The 22,333-nt window shown below is 62.8% G+C and carries 19 protein-coding genes; 9 read left to right on the forward strand and 10 right to left on the reverse strand.

Annotation, left to right across the window (positions count from 1 at the left end; genetic code table 11):
- Nucleotides 1-160: 160 nt before the first annotated feature.
- From folD to MESS4_RS09435, 3 genes are all read left to right on the forward strand, one after another.
- Entirely contained in the window at nucleotides 161-1,060 is a 900-nt protein-coding gene (gene folD, locus MESS4_RS09425) for a bifunctional methylenetetrahydrofolate dehydrogenase/methenyltetrahydrofolate cyclohydrolase FolD (RefSeq protein WP_006329324.1), read from the forward strand.
- A gap of 33 nt (nucleotides 1,061-1,093) precedes the next feature.
- Nucleotides 1,094-2,092: a GlxA family transcriptional regulator gene (locus MESS4_RS09430; RefSeq protein WP_006329325.1), complete on the forward strand. Its 999-nt coding sequence runs from the start codon at nucleotides 1,094-1,096 to the stop codon at nucleotides 2,090-2,092.
- 143 nt (nucleotides 2,093-2,235) lie between these two features.
- Nucleotides 2,236-3,900, forward strand: a complete 1,665-nt coding sequence (locus MESS4_RS09435; protein ID WP_006329329.1) for a VWA domain-containing protein — start codon at nucleotides 2,236-2,238, stop codon at nucleotides 3,898-3,900.
- A gap of 90 nt (nucleotides 3,901-3,990) precedes the next feature.
- Here MESS4_RS09435 and edd read toward each other — a convergent pair whose 3' ends face one another.
- The 3 genes from edd to zwf form a co-directional block, all read right to left on the reverse strand.
- The gene (gene edd / locus MESS4_RS09440; protein ID WP_006329330.1) at nucleotides 3,991-5,814 is read right to left on the reverse strand and encodes a phosphogluconate dehydratase; all 1,824 of its coding nucleotides are present in this window, start codon (nucleotides 5,812-5,814) and stop codon (nucleotides 3,991-3,993) included.
- Nucleotides 5,815-5,884: 70 nt separating this feature from the next.
- Nucleotides 5,885-6,598: a 6-phosphogluconolactonase gene (gene pgl, locus MESS4_RS09445; protein ID WP_036240983.1), complete on the reverse strand. Its 714-nt coding sequence runs from the start codon at nucleotides 6,596-6,598 to the stop codon at nucleotides 5,885-5,887.
- Nucleotides 6,580-8,049: a glucose-6-phosphate dehydrogenase gene (zwf, locus tag MESS4_RS09450; protein ID WP_006329332.1), complete on the reverse strand. Its 1,470-nt coding sequence runs from the start codon at nucleotides 8,047-8,049 to the stop codon at nucleotides 6,580-6,582. Before zwf ends, pgl begins: the two co-directional genes overlap by 19 nt.
- A 222-nt stretch (nucleotides 8,050-8,271) precedes the next feature.
- Here zwf and MESS4_RS09455 point away from each other — a divergent pair, with 222 nt between their 5' ends.
- Both MESS4_RS09455 and murF read left to right on the forward strand, forming a co-directional pair.
- The gene (locus MESS4_RS09455) at nucleotides 8,272-9,018 is read left to right on the forward strand and encodes an SDR family oxidoreductase (protein WP_006329333.1); all 747 of its coding nucleotides are present in this window, start codon (nucleotides 8,272-8,274) and stop codon (nucleotides 9,016-9,018) included.
- An 89-nt stretch (nucleotides 9,019-9,107) separates the two neighbouring features.
- A complete protein-coding gene (gene murF, locus MESS4_RS09460) occupies nucleotides 9,108-10,403 on the forward strand; it encodes a UDP-N-acetylmuramoyl-tripeptide--D-alanyl-D-alanine ligase (protein WP_006329334.1) in 1,296 nt (431 codons plus the stop codon).
- Between the two features lie 90 nt (nucleotides 10,404-10,493).
- Here murF and MESS4_RS09465 read toward each other — a convergent pair whose 3' ends face one another.
- From MESS4_RS09465 to MESS4_RS09480, 4 genes are all read right to left on the reverse strand, one after another.
- A complete protein-coding gene (locus tag MESS4_RS09465; protein ID WP_006329335.1) occupies nucleotides 10,494-11,321 on the reverse strand; it encodes an SH3 domain-containing protein in 828 nt (275 codons plus the stop codon).
- A 223-nt stretch (nucleotides 11,322-11,544) separates the two neighbouring features.
- On the reverse strand, nucleotides 11,545-12,831 hold the full coding sequence (locus MESS4_RS09470) for an FAD-binding oxidoreductase (protein WP_006329336.1): 1,287 nt from the start codon (nucleotides 12,829-12,831) through the stop codon (nucleotides 11,545-11,547).
- Nucleotides 12,832-12,965: 134 nt separating this feature from the next.
- Nucleotides 12,966-13,331 carry a four helix bundle protein gene (locus MESS4_RS09475; RefSeq protein ID WP_006329342.1) on the reverse strand — a complete coding sequence of 122 codons (366 nt, stop codon included), beginning with the start codon at nucleotides 13,329-13,331 and terminating at the stop codon, nucleotides 12,966-12,968.
- A 44-nt stretch (nucleotides 13,332-13,375) separates the two neighbouring features.
- Nucleotides 13,376-14,812 carry a glutamine synthetase family protein gene (locus MESS4_RS09480; RefSeq protein WP_036240985.1) on the reverse strand — a complete coding sequence of 479 codons (1,437 nt, stop codon included), beginning with the start codon at nucleotides 14,810-14,812 and terminating at the stop codon, nucleotides 13,376-13,378.
- Nucleotides 14,813-14,965: 153 nt separating this feature from the next.
- Here MESS4_RS09480 and MESS4_RS09485 point away from each other — a divergent pair, with 153 nt between their 5' ends.
- The gene (locus MESS4_RS09485; protein ID WP_006329346.1) at nucleotides 14,966-15,682 is read left to right on the forward strand and encodes an HAD family hydrolase; all 717 of its coding nucleotides are present in this window, start codon (nucleotides 14,966-14,968) and stop codon (nucleotides 15,680-15,682) included.
- 13 nt (nucleotides 15,683-15,695) lie between these two features.
- Here the strand turns inward: MESS4_RS09485 and MESS4_RS09490 are convergent, their stop codons facing one another.
- From MESS4_RS09490 to aceA, 3 genes are all read right to left on the reverse strand, one after another.
- On the reverse strand, nucleotides 15,696-16,157 hold the full coding sequence (locus MESS4_RS09490; RefSeq protein ID WP_036240986.1) for a response regulator: 462 nt from the start codon (nucleotides 16,155-16,157) through the stop codon (nucleotides 15,696-15,698).
- Nucleotides 16,158-16,388: 231 nt separating this feature from the next.
- A complete protein-coding gene (locus MESS4_RS09495) occupies nucleotides 16,389-16,631 on the reverse strand; it encodes a hypothetical protein (protein ID WP_006329350.1) in 243 nt (80 codons plus the stop codon).
- 63 nt (nucleotides 16,632-16,694) lie between these two features.
- A complete protein-coding gene (gene aceA / locus MESS4_RS09500) occupies nucleotides 16,695-17,984 on the reverse strand; it encodes an isocitrate lyase (RefSeq protein WP_006329352.1) in 1,290 nt (429 codons plus the stop codon).
- A 243-nt stretch (nucleotides 17,985-18,227) separates the two neighbouring features.
- Here aceA and MESS4_RS09505 point away from each other — a divergent pair, with 243 nt between their 5' ends.
- From MESS4_RS09505 to MESS4_RS09515, 3 genes are all read left to right on the forward strand, one after another.
- Nucleotides 18,228-19,682 carry an XRE family transcriptional regulator gene (locus MESS4_RS09505; protein WP_006329355.1) on the forward strand — a complete coding sequence of 485 codons (1,455 nt, stop codon included), beginning with the start codon at nucleotides 18,228-18,230 and terminating at the stop codon, nucleotides 19,680-19,682.
- A 252-nt stretch (nucleotides 19,683-19,934) separates the two neighbouring features.
- On the forward strand, nucleotides 19,935-20,888 hold the full coding sequence (locus tag MESS4_RS09510) for a DMT family transporter (protein ID WP_006329356.1): 954 nt from the start codon (nucleotides 19,935-19,937) through the stop codon (nucleotides 20,886-20,888).
- Between the two features lie 273 nt (nucleotides 20,889-21,161).
- Entirely contained in the window at nucleotides 21,162-22,262 is a 1,101-nt protein-coding gene (locus MESS4_RS09515) for a polyamine ABC transporter substrate-binding protein (protein ID WP_006329357.1), read from the forward strand.
- The last annotated feature ends 71 nt before the right edge of the window (nucleotides 22,263-22,333 follow it).

Consider the following 22,333-nt stretch of genomic DNA (forward strand, 5'->3'; position numbering starts at 1 on the left):
TTTCGTGAAAATGCCGCGCTGCATGTTACCCAAAAGTTTGCCCTCGGGACCCCGAGAGCAAGCAGGGGCAACGACCTGCATGGGACAAAGATCCGAAGCGTGCCGCATGAATCCCTTCAGACGCGACGTGCTTTGGGCGGAACGGTGTTGAAGGTGGTTCATGGCCGAAGTGATTGACGGGAAAAGCGTTGCCGCGGATGTCGTGCGGCGGGTCAAGGACTTGACCGGCGAACTGGCGGCAAAGGGCGCGCGCAAGCCCGGTCTTGCCGTCGTCATCGTCGGCGAGGATCCGGCGAGCCAGGTCTACGTCGCCTCCAAATCCCGCACCGCCAAGGAATGCGGCTTTCATTCGCTCCAGCACACGCTGCCGGCCGAAACCTCCGAGCAGGAATTGCTTGATATCATTGGTGAACTCAACGCCGATCCGTCCATCAACGGCATCCTGGTGCAGCTGCCGCTTCCCGGCCATGTCGATGCCGGCAAGATCATTCAGACCATCGCACCCGAAAAGGACGTCGACGGCTTCCACTTCATCAATGTCGGCAAGCTCTGCACCGGCGAACTCGAGACGGCCTTTGTTCCCTGCACGCCGGCCGGCTCGATGCTGCTGATCGAGCGGGTGCGCGGCAAGGATTTGTCCGGGCTCAACGCCGTCGTCGTCGGCCGCTCCAACATCGTCGGCAAGCCGATGGCCAACCTTCTGCTTGCCGCCAACTGCACCGTCACCATCGCGCACAGCCGTACGAAGGATCTGCCGGCGCTTGCCCGCACCGCCGATATCCTGGTGGCCGCTGTTGGGCGCCCGGAAATGGTCAAGGGCGACTGGGTCAAGCCGGGCGCCACCGTCATCGATGTCGGCATCAACCGCATCGCGGCGCCCGAAAGAGGTGAAGGCAAGACCCGTCTCGTCGGCGACGTCGCCTATGCCGAGGCGGCGAAGACGGCCGGCGCCATCACGCCGGTGCCTGGCGGCGTCGGACCGATGACCATTGCCATGCTGATGGCCAACACGCTAGCTTCCGCCTATCTCGCGGCCGGATTGAAACGGCCGTCCTTCTGAACCATCGGGTCCGAATCCTGGAAAGTCGCAGCTTTGCCGAACCTCACCGCTCCTGTTGAACGGCCGGTCACGAATGATCCCGTTCAAGGCGGGCGGCAATTCGCGTTCCTGCTGGTCGACAAGTTTTCCATGTTCTCGCTGGCCGCGGCGATCGACACCTTCCGCTCGGCCAACCGGCTGCTCGGCCGCGACTTCTATGGCTGGACGACGGTGTCGGCCGACGGCGACGCCGTCATGGCCTCCAATGGCCTGCCGCTCAAGATCGACTACGCCGTCGCCGATCTGCCGCCGGTCGATATCCTTTTCGTCTCGGTCGGGCTGACGACGGAATTTCCGGGCAAGAGCAAGGTGCTGGCGGCGCTGCGCAGCTGGGGCCGGCGCGGCAACGCGCTCGGCGCGCTGTCGGTCGGCTCCTATCTGCTTGCCGAGGCGGGCCAGCTCGATGGTTACCGCTGCACCATCCATTGGGAAAACCGCGCCGGTTTCGTCGAGCGCTTTCCCGACATCAACTGCACCGGCAATGTCTTCGAGATCGACCGCAAGCGCTACACCTGCGCCGGCGGCACCACCTCGATCGACCTGATGCTGGAGATCGTGCGTGGCGATTTCGGCTCGAACCTCGCCAATGGCGTCGCCAACCAGTTCCAGCACGAGCGCATCCGCTCCGCCGGCGATCGCCAGCGCGTCGGCCCCGAACGCGACCTGACCGGCAAATCGGAGAAGCTCAGGCGCATCGTCGAACTGATGGCCGACCATCTCGACGAGCCGCTGTCGGCGGTGCAGCTCGCCAAATCGGCGGGCCTGTCGGTGCGCCAGGTCGAGCGCCTGTTCCTGCGCCATCTCAGCGTGACGCCCGGCCGCTACTACATGCGCCTCAGGCTCGAGCGGGCGCGCGAATTGCTGCGCCAGACCAACATGCCGATCCTCGACGTGGCAATCGCCACTGGCTTCACCTCGCACTCCTATTTTGCCCAGAGCTACCGGCTGCAGTTTGGCCGGCCGCCTTCCGAGGAGCGGCGCACGACATACTGACTTTTCAAGGCTGCGCGCCTCTCCAGCGTATAGCGCTGTCGTCGCGCGAAATGGCGTTCAGTTGTGCTTAACGTCCGGCGTGGCTTGTGTGCTGCCGCCACGTCAAATAGCCTTCCCCTTGGGGACTTGCTCTGGAGATTTTCATGGTGGGACTTGCGCGGAGCGTCGCTGCGGCGGCCTTCCTGCTGTGGATGACGACGCTCGGTCTTGCCGCCGATCGGGTCATCGTCATTCTCGACGCCTCAGGCTCGATGTGGGCGCAGATCGACGGCAAGCCCAAGCTCGAAATAGCCCGCGAGTCCCTCAGAGCCGCATTGCAGTCCATCCCGACCGACAGGGAGATCGGCTTCATGGCCTATGGCCATCGCGAGAAGGCCAGTTGCGAGGACATCGAGTTGATCGTGCCGCCGCAAGCGGGTTCCGCCGGCGCCATTTCCACCGCTGCCGACAGCCTGAAATTTCTCGGCAAGACGCCGCTGACCGCGGCCGTCAGGCAAGCGGCCGAAGCCTTGAAATATACCGAGGACAAGGCCACGGTCGTTCTCATCACCGACGGGCTCGAAACCTGCGGCGGCGATCCTTGCGCGCTTGGCAAGGAACTGAAGGCCGCCGGCGTTGATTTCACCGCGGATGTCGTCGGCTTCGGCCTGACCGCCGAGGAGGGCAAGCAGGTCGCCTGCCTCGCCGAAAACACCGGCGGCAAATACATCCAGGCCTCGGACGAGAAGGCGCTGCAGGACGCGCTGGCCCAAACCGTCGCGGCACCGGCGCCGCCGCCCGAACCCGCGCCTGCACCTGAACCGACGCCGACGCCCGAGCCGGCAAAGCCGGAATTCAATTTCACTCCGACCGTGGTGCTGGCCGAGGGCGGCGATCCTGTCACCGATGGCAATGCCTGGGAAATCTACAAGGCGATGTTCGATGGCACGCGCGGCGATTCAGTCGCCACCGAATACGGGCCTTATAAGGGCAATCTCGAACCGGGCGACTACATCGTCGTCGCGCGCATCGGCGAGGCCAGGGCCGAACAGAATATCAGGATCGAGGCGGGCCAGGTCTACAAGCCCCTCTTCACGCTGAATGCCGGCACGTTGATCATTCATCCGCGTCCAAGCGAAGGAGCCGATGTGGCCGATGGCGCGGCTGTCGTGATCGCCTATCCGGGCGCTGATATGCCCGCGACTTATTATGGGGACACGAAAGTCGTGCTGCCGGCCGGCGACGAGAAAGTGACCGTCACGATCGGGCAGGGCGTAATTACCGAAACGGTCCCGCTCGCTGCCGGCAGGGTTATCGACAAGGACATCGTCGTTGGCGTCGGACATGTCGTTGCCAACGCCTATTATACTGCCGGTGGCGACAAGGCCGACGGTACCGGCGTCGGCTTCAAGGTGCTCAAGGCGAAAAAGAAGATCGACGGAACGCGGGAAGAGGTGACCTATGCCTATGGTCCCGACAGCAAATTCGATCTGCCGCCGGACGACTATGTGATGGCCGCGACGGTCGATCTCGCCGTCGTCGAGCAGCCGTTCAGCGTCAAGGTCGGCGAGTATCAGGATCTGAAAATCGCCATGAACGCCGGCGTTCTCGCGATCACCGCGCCCGGAACCTCGAAGGTCGAGATTTTCGAGGCAAAAAAGGACATCGACGGCAACCGCAAATCGCTCGGTTATGCCTATGACCAGAAGTATCAGTCGGCGATATCGGCCGGCGACTACGTCGTCGTCTCGGAGAAGTCGGACAATAGCCGGAAGGAAGGCACCGTGACGGTCAAGGCAGGTGAGCGGGCCGAGATCACGGTGCAATAGCTATTTTGCAGCCAAGTTGAATCGCTTGGCGCCGCACAAGAACGGAAGGGCGGCCACGAGCCGCCCTTTTCATTGGCAGGATGGATGCCGTCACGCCGTTCCGAACGCGCTGGCGCCATGGTCGGCCCGGCCCACCAATTGCCGGAACCCGGCGAAAAGCTCGCGGCCGAAGCCGAACTCATTGCCGATGAGGTCGGCATCCGCCGTCCGGCGCAGCGCGAAATCAGCCGCCGGCACCATCACCTCCAGCGTTCCGGCCTCGGCATCCAGCCTGATGATGTCGCCATCATGGATCCGGGCGATCGGTCCGTCCTCGACCGCTTCCGGCGTCACATGGATGGCCGCCGGCACCTTGCCGGATGCGCCCGACATGCGCCCGTCGGTCACGAGCGCCACATGCTGGCCGCGATCCTGCAGGATGCCGAGCACTGTGGTCAGCTTGTGCAGTTCCGGCATGCCGTTGGCTTTCGGCCCCTGGAAGCGGATGACGGCGATGAAGTCGCCGGTCAGCGTACCGGCCTTGAATGCGTCGTTCAGCCCTTGCTGGCTGTCGAACACCTTGGCCGGCGCCTCGACGATGCGCCGCTCCGGCTTCACGGCGGAAGTCTTGATGACGGCGTGGCCGAGATTGCCGGAAAGCATTTTCAGCCCGCCTGTCGGCTGGAACGCCTTCTTGAACGGCGCCAGCACCTTCTCGTCGCCGCTTTCGCGGGGAGCGGCCTCGCGCACCACGCTGCCGTCGGCGCCGAGCCTGGCCTCGACCGCATAAGGCCTCAAGCCTTCGCCCCAAACCGTCTGCACGTCCTCATGCAGGATGCCTTCGTCGAGCAGTTCGCGGATCAGGAAGCCGAGCCCGCCGGCGGCATGGAAATGGTTCACGTCGGCAAGGCCGTTCGGATAGACCCGGGCCAGCAGCGGCACGGCTTCCGACAGGTCCGAAATATCCTGCCAGTTAATGGCGATGCCCGCCGCCGCCGCCATGGCGACCAGATGGATGGTGTGATTGGTCGAGCCGCCGGTGGCATGCAGGCCGACAATGCCGTTGACGATCGAGCGTTCGTCGATCATCCGCCCGGCCGGCGTATAGGCATTGCCGAGTGCGGTGATCGCCAGCGTCCGCTTCGTCGCTTCGCGGGTCAGCGCGTCCCTCAGCGGTGTGCCGGGGTTAACGAAGGAGGCGCCCGGCATGTGCAGGCCCATGATCTCCATCAGCATCTGGTTGGAGTTGGCCGTGCCGTAGAAGGTGCAGGTTCCCGGCCCGTGATAGGATTTGGACTCGGCCTCGAGCAGCTCGGCGCGGCCCGCCTTGCCTTCGGCATAGAGCTGGCGGACTTTGGCCTTTTCGTCGTTGGGCAGCCCTGTCGTCATCGGCCCGGCCGGGATGAACACCGCCGGTAGGTGGCCAAACGTCAGCGCCGCGATCACCAGCCCCGGCACGATCTTGTCGCAGACGCCGAGATAGACGGCGGCGTCGAACATGTTGTGCGACAGGCCGATGGCGGCGGCCATGGCGATCACGTCGCGCGAGAACAGCGACAGTTCCATGCCGGGCTGGCCCTGCGTGACGCCATCGCACATCGCCGGCACGCCGCCGGCCACCTGGGCGATGCCCCCGGCCTCGCGCGCCGCATCCTTGATCAGCGCGGGATAGGTCTCGAACGGCTGATGTGCCGACAGCATGTCGTTGTAGGAGGTGATGATGCCGAGGTTCGGCACCCGGTCGCCGCCCAGCGCCACCTTTTCGGAAGGGCTGCAGACCGCAAAGCCATGCGCGAGATTGCCGCAGGAAAGCACGGCCCGGTTGGCGGTGCGGTTCGACGCTTCGGCGATGCGGCCGAGATAGGCCTCGCGGCCTGGTCTGGAGCGTTGGCGGATGCGCTCGGTGATGGCTTCGATATCGCGTCTTGCGGCCATGGCGGTCGGTCCTTTCGGGTCCCGGAAAACATCCTCCCACCATCTGCCGGGACCATTGGCGAGTTGAAAATCAGGGTGCCCAGAAAACCTCTACGGCGTTGGGCGCTGCGTCGATCACGGCACGAATGGGCTTTCTCGCGCCCGGTCCCATGGCGCCGTCAAACGCGCTGCGCTTGTCCTCGCCTTCGATGTGCAGCGCGACGAAACCGGCAGCGACAATCCGCGCCAGAGACAGCGTCAGTCGCGGCTCGCCGGCGCTTGCCGCGTGGACCGGCAGCACGATCCTTGTCGAGGACGGATCGAGCAATTTTGCCAGGTCGTCGGCATCGGGAAAAAACGAGGCGGTGTGGCCGTCGGTTCCCATGCCGAGCACGACGACATCGAGCGGCCAGGGCAGCGACCGCAATGCCGCATCGTCGGACGCCGCGGCGGTCTCGATGCCCGCGGCCTCGTGGTAGAGCGGCACGAAATTTGCGGCTGCCGCCGCGTTCTGCAAGAGGTTGGCGGCAACCAGGCCGGCGTTGGAGCGTGGCGAGGAGGCCGGCACGAAGCGTTCGTCGACCAGCGTCACCGTCACTTTGTCCCAGGCAATCGGTATTTTCGAAAGCGCTGCGAAAAATTTAGCCGGCGTCGTGCCGCCTGAAACGGCAAGCAGCCCCGTGCCGCGCTCGGCGATCGCCCTGGTGAGGCGGCCCGCAACATGACCGGCAAGTGCGGCCGCCAGTTGGGGGCGGTCGGCGAAGCCGTTCCAGTTGTAGGCGGCGTTCAATTGCTCTCGTGCCATGTCCGCCCGTCGCGTTCGATCAGCGCAATCGAGGCCGAAGGGCCCCATGTGCCCGCGGTATAGCCCTGCGCGTCCTGCCTTGCGCTTTCCCAGGCGTTCTGGATCGGGTCGATCCATTGCCACGCCGCCTCGACCTCGTCGCGGCGCATGAACAGCGTCTGGTTGCCGCGGATGACATCCATGATCAGCCGCTCATAGGCATCGGGTGCGCGGCCGTCGAAGGATTGCGCGAAACTCATGTCAAGCGAAATCTGGCGCAGGCGCATGCCGCCCGGACCCGGATCCTTGATCATGATGAACTGCCTGACGCCTTCGTCCGGCTGCAGCCTGATCACCAGCTGGTTGGCGAAGATCGGTCCGGCGCTGTCGCCGAAGATCGAATGCGGAATCGGCTTGAATTCGATGACGATTTCCGAAACGCGGGTCGCCAGCCGCTTGCCCGTCCGGAGGTAGAACGGCACGCCCGCCCAGCGCCAGGTTCCGATCTCGGCCTTGACGGCGACGAAGGTCTCGGTGTTGCTGTCCTTGCCGAGTTCCTCGACATAGCCCTTCACCGGCCCTCCGGCCGAGGCTCCGGCGCGATACTGGCCGCGCACCGTATGCTTCGGCGCCTCGTTGCCGTTGACGCGCTTCAGGGCTCTCAGCACTTTCAGCTTTTCGTCGCGCACGGCGTCGGCGTCCATCGACGACGGCGCCTCCATGGCGACGAGGCAGAGAAGCTGCAGCATATGGTTCTGCACCATGTCGCGCAGCGCGCCGGCCTTGTCGTAATAGGTGACGCGATCCTCCAGGCCGACCGTCTCGGCCACGGTGATCTGCACATGGTCGACATTGGCCGAATTCCACAACGGCTCGTAGAGCGCGTTGGCAAAGCGCAGCGCCATCAGGTTCTGCACCGTCTCCTTGCCGAGATAGTGGTCGATGCGGAAGATCTGGCTCTCGTGGAAATCATCGCCGACCAGATCGTTGAGCTTGCGCGCCGAGGCGAGATCGCGCCCGATCGGCTTCTCCAGCACGATGCGCGAATTCGGCGTGATCAGATTGTGTTCCTTCAGCTTGTGCGAGATATCGCCGAACAGCGCCGGCGCCACCGCCAGATAGAAGGCGCGGATGCAGTCGCTGTCACCGATCGCCTTCTTCAATTTGTCGAAACCGGCGCCGGTGGTGGCGTCGGCCGAGATGTAGGAAAGGCGGGCAAGGAACGTCTTCAACTCCTTTGCGTCGATGTCGGCCGGCTTCACATGGTCCGAAATCGCCTGTTTGGCGAAAGCCTGGAACTCCGCGTCGGTCATCTTCGAACGCGAGGTACCGATGATCCGGGTCGGTTCGGAGAACTGATGGTCGCGCTGGCGATGATAGAGCGAAGGCAGCAGCTTGCGTTCAGACAGATCGCCGGTGCCGCCGAAAATGATGAAGTCGAAAGGGTCGACAGGGATGATCTGGCTGGTCATGGTCCGTCCGCTCTGACGCCGGTCGCAAGTACGCGGCTGATATATTCTAATCGATTTAAATTTTCCAGTGCCATGGTGTCACATCCCAAGGCCAACCGGCCTTCACCGATTGGTCCTAACATGTGCCCTTGACACTGGCGCGACCCGGAGGCTTGTCGCGAGCGATGGCTCCGGGAGGCCTTCGCAGATGCAGCATAGAGCGGTTCAATGAGTGAGAAAAGCATGCGCCTGGAAAACAAGGTCGCCATCATCACCGGCGCTGCGTCCGGTTTCGGCGAGGGCATGGCGCGGCGCTTTGCCGAGGAGGGCGCCAGCGTCGTCGTCGCCGACCTCAATGCCAAGGGCGCCGAGCGCGTTGCCGGCGAGATCGGCCCCAGCGCGATCTGGACCCAGACGGACGTCTCGCTGCGTTCCGAATTCGACGAGATGGTCTATGCCGCAAAGAGCGCCTTTGGCCGCATCGACATCATGGTCAACAATGCCGGCTACACCCATCGCAACGGCGACATGCTCGAGGTTGACGAGACGACCTTCGACCTGATCACGGCCGTCAACATGAAGGCGATCTACCATGCAGCACTTGCCGTGGTGCCGATCATGGACCGGCAAGGCGGCGGCGTCATCCTGACCACGGCTTCCTCGGCCGGCATCAGGCCGCGGCCCGGCCTTACCTGGTACAACGCGTCGAAGGGCTGGGCGATCACCGCGACCAAGTCGATGGCGGTGGAACTCGCGCCGAAGAACATCCGCGTCAACTGCCTCTGCCCGGTCGCCGGCGAGACCGCCATGCTGGAAAAATTCATGGGCGCCGACACGCCGGAAATGCGCCAGAAATTCCGCGCATCGATCCCGCTCGGCCGGCTTTCGACGCCGCTCGACATAGCCAACGCGGCGCTCTGGCTGGCGTCGGACGAGGCGGCTTTCATCACTGGCGTGGCGCTCGAAGTCGATGGCGGACGTTGCATTTGAGGGGTTGGTTCCCGCCATTGGACATCGAATTTGACTGACCATCTGGTGAAAGGCATAAAGCCGTTGCGGGGCTCGGGGCTGGTGGTGCGATGAACGCAAGATTGCGGAAAATTCGCGAAGACCTGCGGCGTCGTTTCGACGCCTACCGGGCAAAGCGCGCCCGCTCAAAAATCAACGCGACCGTTATCGGCATAACCGGCAGTTCGGGTAAGTCGACCGTGACCGAACTGCTTGGGCACATTCTGGCCAGTCATGGCTCGGTGCATACCCAGGTCCTCGCCAATACGATGAACTCGCTGGTCAGGATGCTCTACAAGCGCATCAAGAATCCGGCCGAACTCGACTACGTCATTTTCGAAGCCGGAGCAAGCGGGCCGGATACGCTCAAGCCGATGGCGGATATGCTGAAGCCGCATGTGGCCGTTGTCACCATGGTTCGCCTCGAACATTTTACGGCTTTCAGGACCCTGGAGAACGTCGCTCGGGAAAAACGCGCCCTGGTCGATGCGCTGCAGCCGGGCGGCTTCGCCATCCTCAATGCGGATGATCCCCATGTAATCGGCATGGCTTCCGCCACCACGCATCGTGTCGTCACCTTCGGTGTGTCGGAACAGGCCGACTATCGCGTGACCAACGTCCACGCCGCCTATCCGGACAGGCTGACGCTGGCCATCCATTGGCGGGACGGCGTGCTGGAATTGAAGACGCCGTTTCCGGCCGAACATTTCTGGCTGCCGACGGCAGCGGCGGTTAGTGCGGCGCTTGAACTTGGCGTGCCTCCCGAAAAAGTGGCGGCCAGGGTGGCGACATTCCGGCCGCTGGCCAACCGCTGCCAGGTGCTCGTCGCCGAGGGCGGCCCGCAATTCATCGTCGACGCCGCCAAGTCGCCCTGGCATTCGGTCGATCTGGCCTTCGACATGATGGCCAAGGCCACGGCGAAACCAAAGCGCATCGTTCTGGGGCAGATCTCGGACTATGCGGGCTCGACCAGAAAATACCACTACGCCTACAGGACCGCGCGTGAAATCGCCGATCAGGTCATTTATGTCGGCGACAATGCGCACCGCTCGGGAGCCGGACAAGAGGATCGTGATACCGGCCGGTTTCAGGAATTGCGCACGCCGAGGGAGGTCTCCGAGCACATCAAGAAAACGGCCGTCGCCGGCGAACTTGTCCTGCTCAAAAGTTCATCCAGGCTTCACCTGGAGAGGATCGCGCTTGCCTGGACGCATGATGTCAAATGCTGGGTTCCGGTCTGCGGCAAGCGGGAAGGCTGCGACACGTGCGGCCTGTTCGAGGTGCCGTTCGAAGAGCAGCGCGACCATGTCAGGCAACGCAGGCATGCCAGACGGTGGCGGCGCTTTCGCCGTCTGCTCGGCGGCTGACAGGAGCCCGCACGGGAACCGGGCGATCGTTAGGGGCCGACGGTCCTAACCGCAAATGGTGCCTTGATCCGGTCCAGGCCGGCGCGAGCATCAGGCGCCGGTCTTGATGTAGCTCTTGTAGATCCAGCCGCGCTTGCCGTTATAGACGATCTGGCACCATTGCTTGCAGCCCATCACCTGCACGGAAGTCTTGGCGGGAACGGTGACCATGGCGGCTGCGTTCTTCTTCGGGCCGGTTCGCATGGTGACGGCCCTTAGGATGCGTCCGGTGCCGGCCGCGGCGACTTTCCGCGACTTGGCTTTGGCTTGATCGCTGTCGTCCTGCGCTTGTGGTTCCGCAGTTGGAATGGCGGCGGTTTGCGCGCCGTCCGTCGCCGTCTTGCCCGGAGCCGCGACCTTGGCAAGCATCGTTGCCGCATCGTTCCTTGCCGCCGGGTCGGCGAATGCCGCCGCAACGGCCGGTTTTTCGGCCGCTTGCTCGCTCTGGCCTGCCGTCTGGCCGGACGGGGCGGCGGCAGCGGATGCGGTCTTTGATCCTGTCCAGCGGGGGTCATTCGGCGCCAGCGCCGGTATTTCGGCCTCCGCCGCGGCCACCGCCGGCGAAACCGCGTCGGCCTTGCCAGCGGCCCGCGGCAGCGCAGCAGCCGTTGCGGCTGCTGCCGGGATGATCTTCGTTGTTTTCACCGGAATCGTTGGGACGGTCTGCTCGGGGCTCGCGGCCGCTTGTCTTTCACTGGCCGGCAATGCCAGCCACAGCGCCACCGCGGCCACGCCAAGCAGCGCTGCGGTGCCAAGCGCGGCGATCACCAGATGCGAGTTCGAGCGGACGCCTTGCCAGAAGGTTGGCCGCATGTCGTAGCCGAACTGCATCGCAAAGCGCCGTCGTTCCGGCACGCCGAAACTGAAGGGCTCTCTCACTCTACCACCTCCATTTGTGGGCCGATGTTCTTTCGATCTATGCCGGAAAGCCGGCATTCGATCGGCATCGGTCCCAAAAAACAAGCGCGGGCAAGCCCGCAAAAGCCCCGCTTAACTGCCCACGGCCTGCATCTTTTAACCGCGATTGTGGCATCACTGCGCCTTTTGCGAGCGATTCTGCACCCTTGTAACGGGTTCTGCCAAGGGTTTCTGCAATCTGTGGTTAGATCCTGTCTCTCAAGGCAAACCAGTTGAGCGCAAGGAAGAGCAGTGGCGTGCGCAAGCGCCGGCCACCGGGAAAGGGCGGGATTTTCAGGTCCTCGATCAGTTTCAGCCGATTCCGGTTGCCTGCAACGGTCTCGGCATAGAGCTTGCCGAAGAAGTTCGACAGCATCACGCCGTGGCCGGAATAGCCGCCGACCGAGATCACATTGGGCATCACTTCGCGCACGAAAGGCTTCCTCGGCACCGTGATGCCGACATAGCCACCCCAGCCATGCGTGATCTCGACATCCCTGAGATCGGGATAAAGCTCTGCTATCTGCCGGCGGATGTGGATGTGGATGTCCTTTGGATCGTTGACCGCATAGATCTCGCGCCCGCCGAACAGCAGCCGGCCATCCCTGGATTTGCGGAAATAGCGCACGACGAAGCGCGAATCGTCGACAGCCTCGCCGCCCGGCAGCACCTTCGAAGCCTCTCCCAGCGGCACGGTCGCGCCGATGAAAGAGCCGATCGGCATGATGTGAGCGGCGCTCACCGGCTCGAGCGCGCCGCCATAGGCATTGACGCCGACCAGGCATTTTTCGGCTGATACCGTGCCTTTCGGCGTCGTGACCTTGACCTTGCCGCCAACGGAGGTGATGCCGGTCGCCGGCGTTTGCTCGAACAGCTGCGCGCCCGCCTCGGCCGCTACCTTCGCCGTGCCGATCACCAGCTTCAGCGGATGGATGTGGCCGGTGCCGGTATCGCGGGTGCCGCCGAAATAAGCGGTCGATCCCAGCCGCTCCGCCGTCTCCCTGGCATCCATGAAGGAGATATGCCGATAGCCGAAGCGGCTCGCCATGATCTCGGCATGCGCCTTGTAGTCGTCGACATAGCGCTTCTTGTGCGCCACCGACATCTGGCCCGGCATATAGTCGATCTCGATCCGGTTGACGGCGGCGAATTCGATGAGGTGCGCCTTGGCCTCCTCCGCCAGGTCGAACAGCGCCTTGGCGCGGGAAAAGCCGTATTCGGCCTCCAGTTCCTCGGCCCAGGCACGTTGGCCCGTCCCAAGCTGACCGCCATTGCGGCCGGATGCGCCATCGCCGAAACGATGCGCCTCGATCAGCACGACATTGGCGCCGGCCTTGGCGAGATGGGCTACCGCCGACAGGCCGGTGAAGCCGCCGCCGACGATGACCACGTCGCATGTCCGGTCGCCGTCGAGCGCCTTGTACTCGGGCCGTGGTCCGGCCGTGTCCTCATACCAGGAGCGGCCGGGGGAGATGGGGGATTGGTAGGGCATGATGACCGAGGGGAGTAGGGCAGTAGGGGAGTAGGGCAGTAGGGGAGTAGGGCAGTAGGGCAGTAGGGCAGTAGGGCAGTAGGGCAGTAGGGCAGTAGGGCAGTAGGGCAGTAGGGCAGTAGGGCAGTAGGTATCTATTCGTTCGACAGCTTGCGGATCAGAAGTCGGAGCAGTTTTCCGACGCTCTCGCTGAGAGTCATCAAAGGCTCGACTGCTTCAGCTGAAACAATTCCAACATGCAATGCGACCAGAAGGTGCGTCTCCAACTCCTTGAGTGACCCTTGAGCGATCCTGAGAAATTGCTGGTAGGAAGCTCGGCTCTCTCGACCATAACCCTCTGCGATGTTGGCGGGCACGGAGGTAGCTGCTCGACGCACCTGAGTTGTCGTTCCGTAGAGCTCTTCTTTCGGCCAGGCTTTTGTTGCCTTGTAGATTGAGACCGCCAAGTCCATTGCCTGCTGCCAGACGATTAGATCCCTGTACGACTCGATCTTCGCCATCGTCTGTAGTCCCTACTGCCCTATTGCCTTACTGCCCTACTCCCCTAAACGTTCAGCAGCAGATACTCCCGCTCCCACGGGCTGATCACTTCCATGAAGGTCTCGAATTCCGCCCGCTTGATCGCCGCATAGGTCGCTGCGAAGGATTTTCCAAGCAACGTGCAGAGTTCCTCGTCGGCCTCGAACAGGTCGACGGCTTCGAGCAGGCCGCGTGGCAGGTCGATCTGGTCCGCGTTGGCGGTCGTCAGCACCGGCGGCTCGGCCTTGATCTTGTTGGTCATGCCGATCAGCCCGCAGGCGAGCGATGCGGCCAGCGCCAGATAGGGATTGGCGTCGGAAGACGGGATGCGGTTTTCGACACGCCTGGCCGCCGGGTCGGAGCGTGGAACGCGGAAGGCGGTGGTGCGGTTGTCGTAACCCCATTTGTTGTTGACCGGCGCCGAAGCCGCCTGCGTCAGCCGGCGGTAGGAATTGACATAGGGCGCAAACATCACCAGCGCGTTCGGCACATGTTTCTGCATGCCGCCGATGAAATGGAAGAAATCGTCGGTCTCCGAGCCATCCTCGGCCGAAAAGACGTTCTTCCCGGTCTTCTTGTCGATGATCGACTGATGGATATGCATGGCCGAACCGGGCTGGCCCTGGATCGGCTTGGCCATGAAGGTGGCATAGATTTCGTGCTTCAGCGCCGCCTCGCGAATGGTGCGCTTGAACATGAACACCTGGTCGGCGAGCTCGATCGGATCGCCATGGCGCAGATTGATCTCGAGCTGGCCCGCGCCCTCCTCATGGATCAGCGTGTCGATCTCCAGGCCCTGGCCTTCGGAGAAATGATAGATGTCGTCGATCAGTTCGTCGAACTCGTTGACGCCGGCGATCGAATAGCCGGCGCCGCCGCCGATCGGTCGTCCGGAGCGCCCGACGGGCGGGGTCAGCGGGTAGTCCGGGTCGGGATTCTTGCGCACCAGGTAGAATTCGATCTCGGGCGCCACCACAGGCTTCAGGCCGCGCTTGTCGTAAGCCGCAAGCACGCGCCGCAGCACGTTGCGCGGCGTGAACTCCACCAAGCGGCCGTCCTGGTGGACGAGGTCGCAAATGACCGCTGCCGTCGGATCCTCTTCCCATGGCACCACGGTCAAGGTCGAAAGATCCGGCATCAGCTTGAGGTCGCCATCGTCCTCCGGATAGTGGAAGCCATTGCCATCCTCCGGATAGCCGCCGGAAATCGTCGTCATGAATACCGCCGAAGGCAGCGCCAGCGAGGTGTTCGAGGTGAATTTCTTCGACGGCATCATCTTGCCGCGCGCAACGCCGGCTTGGTCGGGCGTGATGCATTCGATGTCCTCGATGCCGCGCCATTCCAGCCAGGCGCTGGCTTCCTTCCAGTTCTTCACGCCACGTTGGTTTTTCACGAACGCAGGCGTGCGGGCACGTCCTCCGCGGCTCGACGGACGGACTTCCTTTTTTGCAGGCGGCATCATGCACCAGATTGAGTTGCGGGTTTTGGAGTATAGCCGGGGCCGGTGATGGAAGGGAAGGGGAGCCGGCCCGTATCGTCTGCGCAGTTGAAAATCGCGCCGGGCAGCTTATTAGGCTCGACATCCCTCAAATTCTGTTGCCTCGGTTGATGTCGAATGCAGAACAACCATGAATTGACCACGATCGGCTTCGATGCCGACGACACGCTCTGGCAGAACGAGCAGTTCTTCCGCATGACCGAGAAGCGCTTTGCCGCGCTGCTCGCCGACCACGCCGAGGAGAAGCACATCTCGGCACGATTGTTGGAGGCGGAGAAGCGCAATCTCGCAATCTATGGTTTTGGCATCAAGGGATTTACCCTGTCGATGATCGAGACGGCGATCGAGATCACCGAAGGTCGCGCGCCGGCCTCGGTCATCGCCGAAATTCTTGCGGCGGGCCGCGACATGCTTGGCCATCCGATCGAGGCGCTGCCTCATGCGCGCGAAACCGTGGAAGAGCTGGCAGGCGCGTACCGCCTGGTGCTGATCACCAAGGGCGACCTTTTCGACCAGGAGCGGAAGTTGGCGCAATCGGGCCTCGGAGATCTGTTCGATGCGGTCGAGATAGTCAGCGACAAGAGCGCGGCCACCTATGCCAGGATCTTCAGCCGCCACGGCGATGGCCCGGAAAAAAGCATGATGGTCGGCAACTCGCTGAAGTCGGACGTGGTGCCGGCCATCGAGGCCGGCGGTTGGGGCATCCACGTGCCGCATGAGCTGACCTGGGTGCTGGAACATGTCGAGCCGCCGGTCGCGGCGCCTCGCTTCCGCCAGATAGCCGATCTCGGAGAACTGCCTGGGCTGATCGAAAGCATCGGGAAGGCCGGTTGACGGTGAAACCCGCCTAGCTGCGTCCGAGCCCGATCAGGTGGTCGATCACCGGTTGCAGCCGTTCAGGTGTGATCGGTTTGACCACCACCACGTCGACGACGCTCGACAAGCCCAAGCTCTCCGGGGTGCCATTCTTGGTTGAAAGCAGGATCACCGAAGGGAGCGACTTGCCAGACATCCGCCGCAGCGCGCCGATACCGGACAACAGCGCGTCGCAGTCCTTGTTGTCGGCTCCGCCATCGAGGACGATAGCTCCAGGAATGAGCGATCGCAACGCCGCTGCCGCCGTTTCGGGCGATTCCGAGATCGGTTTCAGCCCCGATCGTTCAACGATTTTCGAAACCACCACCCGGTTGACGGGCGACTTTCCGACGACGAGCACGCGTGTGAAGTCCGTAAGCATCTCGGACTCCCCGTTCCGGCTCACCAAAGTCAGGTGGCTTGCAGTCTTGATTTCGCGATTCACGGGGCGCATGGGCAGGACAAGCCGCTCGTCTCTGTTTCAATGCAGAGTTGAAACTGAAACGACAATTGGCGTGAGATCGCGCCCATGTCAAGTTGAAACGGTGGGTTTCGAAGAGGTCGCCGCAAGCGATAAAATATAAGTTAAATCTTTAATTGTGGCTCAGTGGTAAAGGATTGTACAAAACGAAAATCACCTGCGCGGAAAACCGCGCGGGTGAGGTCGTTTTCGGCCGGATTTCGATCAGCCTTGGCTTCGCTGCGTGACGATCACCGGGATCAGCAGGTCGCCCCAATTGCCGTCGCCGCCATGGTGTCTTGCCGAACGCACGAGCTCCACCGACACGCCCGCCTCGACGGCCTTCATGACCGACTGGTTGAGCCTGTGCAGATCGTTCGCCAGCATGCGGATGGTCGCCTGCTGATCGACATTCATTGTGGTGGCCTGTTCTTCGGCCCGTTCCTTGACGCGACTGATCGATGCCATTGGTCTTCTCCTTGAGCGTATTTATACCCTTGTGGGGCGCTTCCTCTGTTTGTTGCGTTACTGCTATTCCGCGGCCGGCTTGAACTGGGCGTGCTCGGTCGATTCATGCATGGCCGTGGTCGAGGACTGGCCGCCGGTGATCGCCATCGACACGGCGTCGAAATAGCCGGTGCCGACCTCGCGCTGGTGCTTGGTCGCCGTGTAGCCATGGGCTTCGGCCGCGAACTCCGCTTCCTGCAGCTCGGAATAGGCAGCCATCTGCCGCGCCTTGTAGCCGCGGGCGAGCTCGAACATGCCGAAATTGAGCTGGTGGAAACCGGCCAGCGTGATGAACTGGAATTTGTAGCCCATGGCGCCGAGTTCCCTTTGGAACTTGGCGATGGTGGCCTCGTCGAGGTTCTTCTTCCAGTTGAACGACGGCGAGCAATTATAGGCGAGCAGCTTGCCCGGATGGTGCTTGCGCACGCCCTCGGCGAATTTTTTGGCCTGCGCCAGATCGGGCTTCGAGGTCTCGCACCAGATCAGGTCCGCGTGAAGCGCGTAGGCGATAGCTCGCGCAATGCAAGGCTCGATGCCGTTCCTGACCTGATAGAAGCCCTCCACCGTGCGGCCCGCGCCATAGTCGACGAAGGGCCGGTCGCGCTCGTCGATATCGGAAGTGAGCAGCTTTGCAGCCTCTGCGTCGGTGCGGGCGACAACCAGCGTCGGCGTGCCCATCACGTCGGCGGCAAGCCGCGCGGCATTGAGGTTGCGGATATGCGCCGCCGTCGGGATCAGCACCTTGCCGCCGAGATGGCCGCATTTCTTCTCCGACGCCAGTTGGTCCTCATAGTGGACGCCGGCAGCACCGGCCTCGATGAAGGCCTTCATGATCTCGAAGGCGTTGAGCGGACCGCCGAAGCCAGCCTCCGCATCGGCCACGATCGGCGCGAACCAGGTGTCGACCGAAAGCCCCTTGCCTTCGGAGGTCTCGATCTGGTCGGCGCGCTGCAGCGTGCGGTTGATGCGCTTGACCAGCTCGGGCGCCGCATTGGCGGGATAGAGCGACTGGTCCGGATACATGGCTGATGCGGTGTTGGCATCGGCGGCGACCTGCCACCCCGACAGATAGATTGCCTTCAGGCCAGCCCGCACCTGCTGCATCGCCTGGTTGCCCGACATGGCGCCGAGCGCGTTGACGAAATCCTCCTCGTGGATGAGCTTCCACAACCGGTTGGCGCCCATTTCGGCGAGGCTCTGCCGGATCTGGACCGAACCGCGCAACCGCTTCGCATCCTCGGGCGAATAGGGCCGTTCGATACCGTCAAACCGGCCTTCCGGCGCCGAGGGAACGAGGTTGTAAAAATCAGTCATTGGTCACTCCGAATGGGTCTGCGTCGGGTTTTGAAAACGCCAAGTCATGGAAACGTCGCGTCGTCGGATGTGACATCATTTACATTGCATTGCAAAATAGGCCAGAAAAACCAAGGAGAAGATCGAAAAATAAAGGAAAACCTGTGTTGCGTTTGACTGCGTGCGGCTGTAAATTTGTAAATATTGTAAAGGCTAAACCGCAAATCGAAATGCACTCCTCGTGTAAATTCACGTAAAGAGACCATGGCCGACCAGAAAATCTTCGCTGGACCGCGCATCCGCCGCATCCGCAATGCCAAGGGCCTGACGCAGACGGCGATGGCTGAAGGGCTCGGCATTTCGCCGTCCTATCTCAACCTCATCGAGCGCAACCAGCGGCCGCTGACGGTCCAGTTGATCCTGAAGCTGGCCTCCGTCTACAAGGTCGACCCGCACGAATTGCAAGGCGAGGCGAAAGGGCAGGTCGCCGCCTTGCGGGAAGTCTTCTCGGATCCGTTGCTGGTCGGCGAATTGCCGGGTGATCAGGAACTGATCGAGCTTGCCGAGGCGGCGCCCAATGCGTCGGCAGCGGTGGTGAAATTGTTCCGCGCCTATCGCGAGCAGGCAGAGCGGCTTTCCGATCTCAATGAGCTTCTGGCGCGGGAGGGCAGGGCTACCGCGCTTTCCGGCGCCCGCTTGCCGATCGACGAGATGCACGAGATTTTCGAGCGCCGGCCGAACCATTTTACGGCACTCGAGGCGGAGGCCGAGGCGTTCACCTCGGTGCTCGATCCCGGCGACGATCTGTTCGGTGCGCTGAAGGCCTGGCTGAAGCGCGAATACGGCATTGTCGTCAAGGTGCTGCCGGTCGCCACCATGCCGAACTGGCGCCGCCGCTACGACCGCCATTCGCAGCGCCTGTTTCTGTCCGAGCGCCTGTCGCCATTCGACCAGTTGCGCGAAGTGGCGATGGAGGCCTGCCTGATCCGCATGACGGTCGCGGTGGCGGGCGAGATCCAGGCGCTGAAGCTGACCACGGACGAGGCCCGCCGGCTGGCGCGCTTCGAACTTGGCCGCTATGCCGCCCACGCGCTGATGATGCCTTATCAGGCCTTTCAGGCGGCCGCCCACCGCGCGCGCTACGATATAGACGTGTTGCGCTCGCGCTTCGGCGTCTCCTTCGAGCAGGCGGCAAACCGCCTGACCATGCTGCAACGGCCGGGCGCGTCGGGCGTGCCGTTCTTCATGCTGGAGGTCGACAATGCCGGTAACCGCTTCCGCAAGGCAGGCAGCCAGGGTTTTCCGCAGAGCCGCTTCGGCGGCGGCTGTCCGAAGCTGCCTGTCCATGCCGCCTTTGCCCAGCCCGGCCATGTCTTCGTCGAGGCAGTGGAAATGCCCGATGGCGCCGAGTTCCTGTGCGTCGCCCGCACGCTCGAAGGCCCGCAAGGCGCGTTTGCGGAACGCCCGCGCCGCACGGCACTTCTGCTGGGCTGCGACATCGGTTTTCGCGACGAGATCGTCTACGGCGGTGCACTTCCGGGCGCGGTTGCCGCCACTGCCGGAAAACCTGGACAGGGCGCCAATCCGGCCACACCGATAGGCCCCGCCTGCCGGCTTTGCGAGCGCATCGGCTGTCTCGCCCGCGCCGAGCCGCCGGTCACGCGTCCGCTCGGCCTTGACGAGATGGTGACCGGGCTGAGCGCCTTCGATTTTCAGTAGGATCGTGGCGGGGCGACCTGTTGTCTTGCCACAACCGTCGCTGTTTGGTGGATCACGCCCCGCCATCGCCTTTGCGCTACGCGAATGCGGCACGTTTTCGTCGTCCGTTGCGCATCGCGCCGCCCTCGTGCATGTCGCGCAAAAGTGCGTGGCGGTTTTGCGACAACGACATGCACAAAACAAGAACCTAAAGTGCGTCGCATGAATCCGTTCAAACGCGACGCGCTTTAGAAATCGCCGACAGTCGCGCCCATGACCGATACCGCATCAGCACCGATTGCCGTTTCGCCTGTTGTCTCGCCGCACGGCGAGCGCATCGGCTTCCTCCTGGTGTTCCTGTCGGCCCTGATGTGGAGTTTCGGCGGCGCCATCGCCCGCTTCATCGACGCCGGCGACAGTTGGACCGTGGTATTCTGGCGCTCGGTCTGGGCAGCGGCCTTCCTGGTCTGCTTCATGGCCTGGCGCGACGGCTGGCGCGGCACGCTGAGATTGTTTCGCGACATGGGCCTGCCTGGCCTTGCCGTGGCCTTCTGCTTCGCCACCGCATCGACCTGTTTCGTCGTGGCGCTTGCCTACACCACTGTCGCCAACATCCTCTTGATGCAGGCCGGCGTGCCGCTCCTGGCGGCGCTGTTCGCCTGGGCGCTGTTTCGCGAAAGGGTGGCCATGGCGACCTGGGTGGCGATTGGCGCCGTCATCGCCGGTGTCGCCATCATGGTGTCGGAATCTTTCGATGGCGCCGTCTCGCCCATCGGCGACGGGCTGGCGCTGCTTATCGCCGTCATGTTTTCGATCGCCACCGTCATCACGCGGCGCTTTGCCCATGTGCGCATGACGCCGGCGACCTGCCTCGGCACGATGCTCGCCGCCGCATTCGCGGCATCACAGGCATCGGAATTCGCCGTTTCCAGCCGCGACATGGGCTTCCTCTTTGCCTTCGGTGTGGTCAATCTGGGCCTCGGCCTTGCCTTCTTCGCCACCGGCGCCCGGCTCGTTCCGGCGGCAATCGCTGCCCTGCTCGGCACATTCGAGCCGATCCTCGGCCCGATTTGGGTCTGGCTCATCCACTCCGAAGTGCCATCGGCGCGCACCATTGTCGGTGGCGCGGTCGTGGTCACGGCGCTGCTCGTCCATATTGGGCTCGAATTCAAGCGTCAGGCACGGCCCGTGCGGCCGGGTGTTACCGGCATGCCGTCGCCTAATTGATGCAGCGCGCAGGCCAAAGCGAGATGAGCCATTGACAACGCGGCGGCCGCGCGGGCAGGTTGCCAATACGGCAACAACAAGACAGGCGTATCTTGCCAAGTCTCTCCGCCGGCCCGATCGAGACCGGAGCGCATCGTTGTATTTCTGCCCGCGCAGCGGCGAAAGCTTCTGACGGCGACGGAGCGCCTTCCCGACCACAAAATCTGAAGCAAATGCCGGCAGCGCGGACGCTGCGACGGGCCCGCGACGGAACAATCACCAAAGGAGAATGGCATGATCCGCAAAGCGCTCTGGCTTTCGGCGACTTCGGCATTGTTGACTCTGTTCGCGCCCGGCGCTCAAGCCCAGGATCGCGTCGTCAACGTCTTCAACTGGTCGGACTATATCGACAGTTCGATCATTGACGACTTCACCAAGGAAACCGGCATCAAGGTCGTCTACGACACCTATGATTCCAACGAAATTCTCGAAACCAAGCTGCTTGCCGGCGGCAGCGGCTATGATGTCGTGGTGCCGACGGCAAGCCCGTTCCTGGCCCGTCAGATCCAGGCCGGCGTTTACCAGAAGCTGGACAAGTCGAAGCTGCCCAACCTTACCAATATGTGGAGTGAAGTGGCGGACCGGGTTGCGAAGTTCGATCCCGGCAACGAATATTCGGTCAACTATATGTGGGGCACGACCGGCATCGGCTACAATACCAAGAAAGTGAAGGAAGCCCTTGGTGTCGATGTGATCGACAGCTGGGATACGGTCCTGAAGCCGGAAAATATCGCCAAGCTCGCCAATTGTGGTGTGTACTTCCTGGATTCGCCGACGGACATCATTCCAACCGTGCTGAATTATCTTGGCCTCAAGCCCGACTCGACCTCTCCCGATGACATCGCCAAGGCCACGGACCTGTTGCTGAGCATTCGGCCGTCGATCCGGAAATTCCACTCGTCGGAATACATCAATGCGCTCGCCAATGGCGACATCTGTGTGGCGGTCGGGTTTTCCGGCGACCTTTTCCAGGCCCGCGACCGTGCGGCGGAAGCGAACAAGGGGGTCGAAATCGCCTATGCCATTCCAAAGGAAGGCGCGGAAATGTGGTTCGATCAGATGGCGATCCCGGCCGATGCGCCGCATGTCGCCGAGGCGCACGAATTCATCAACTACATGATGAAACCCGAAGTGATTGCCAAATCCACCAACTACGTTTTCTACGCCAATGGCAACAAGGCCTCGCAGCCACTCGTCAGCAAGGAAATCCTTGATGACCCGGGCGTTTATCCAGACGATGCGATGCTGGCCAAGCTGTTCACCGTGGGTCCATACGACCCCAAGACGCAACGTCTCGTCACCAGGTCGTGGACCAAGGTCATCACGGGACAATAGCAATCCGACGCGACCCCGGCAGCTGGCTGCCGGGGTCGAGTTCTTCAGGGGCAAGATCAGGGACGGAGTGG

This window comes from Mesorhizobium sp. STM 4661, assembly GCF_000359125.1.
Lineage (GTDB): Bacteria > Pseudomonadota > Alphaproteobacteria > Rhizobiales > Rhizobiaceae > Mesorhizobium.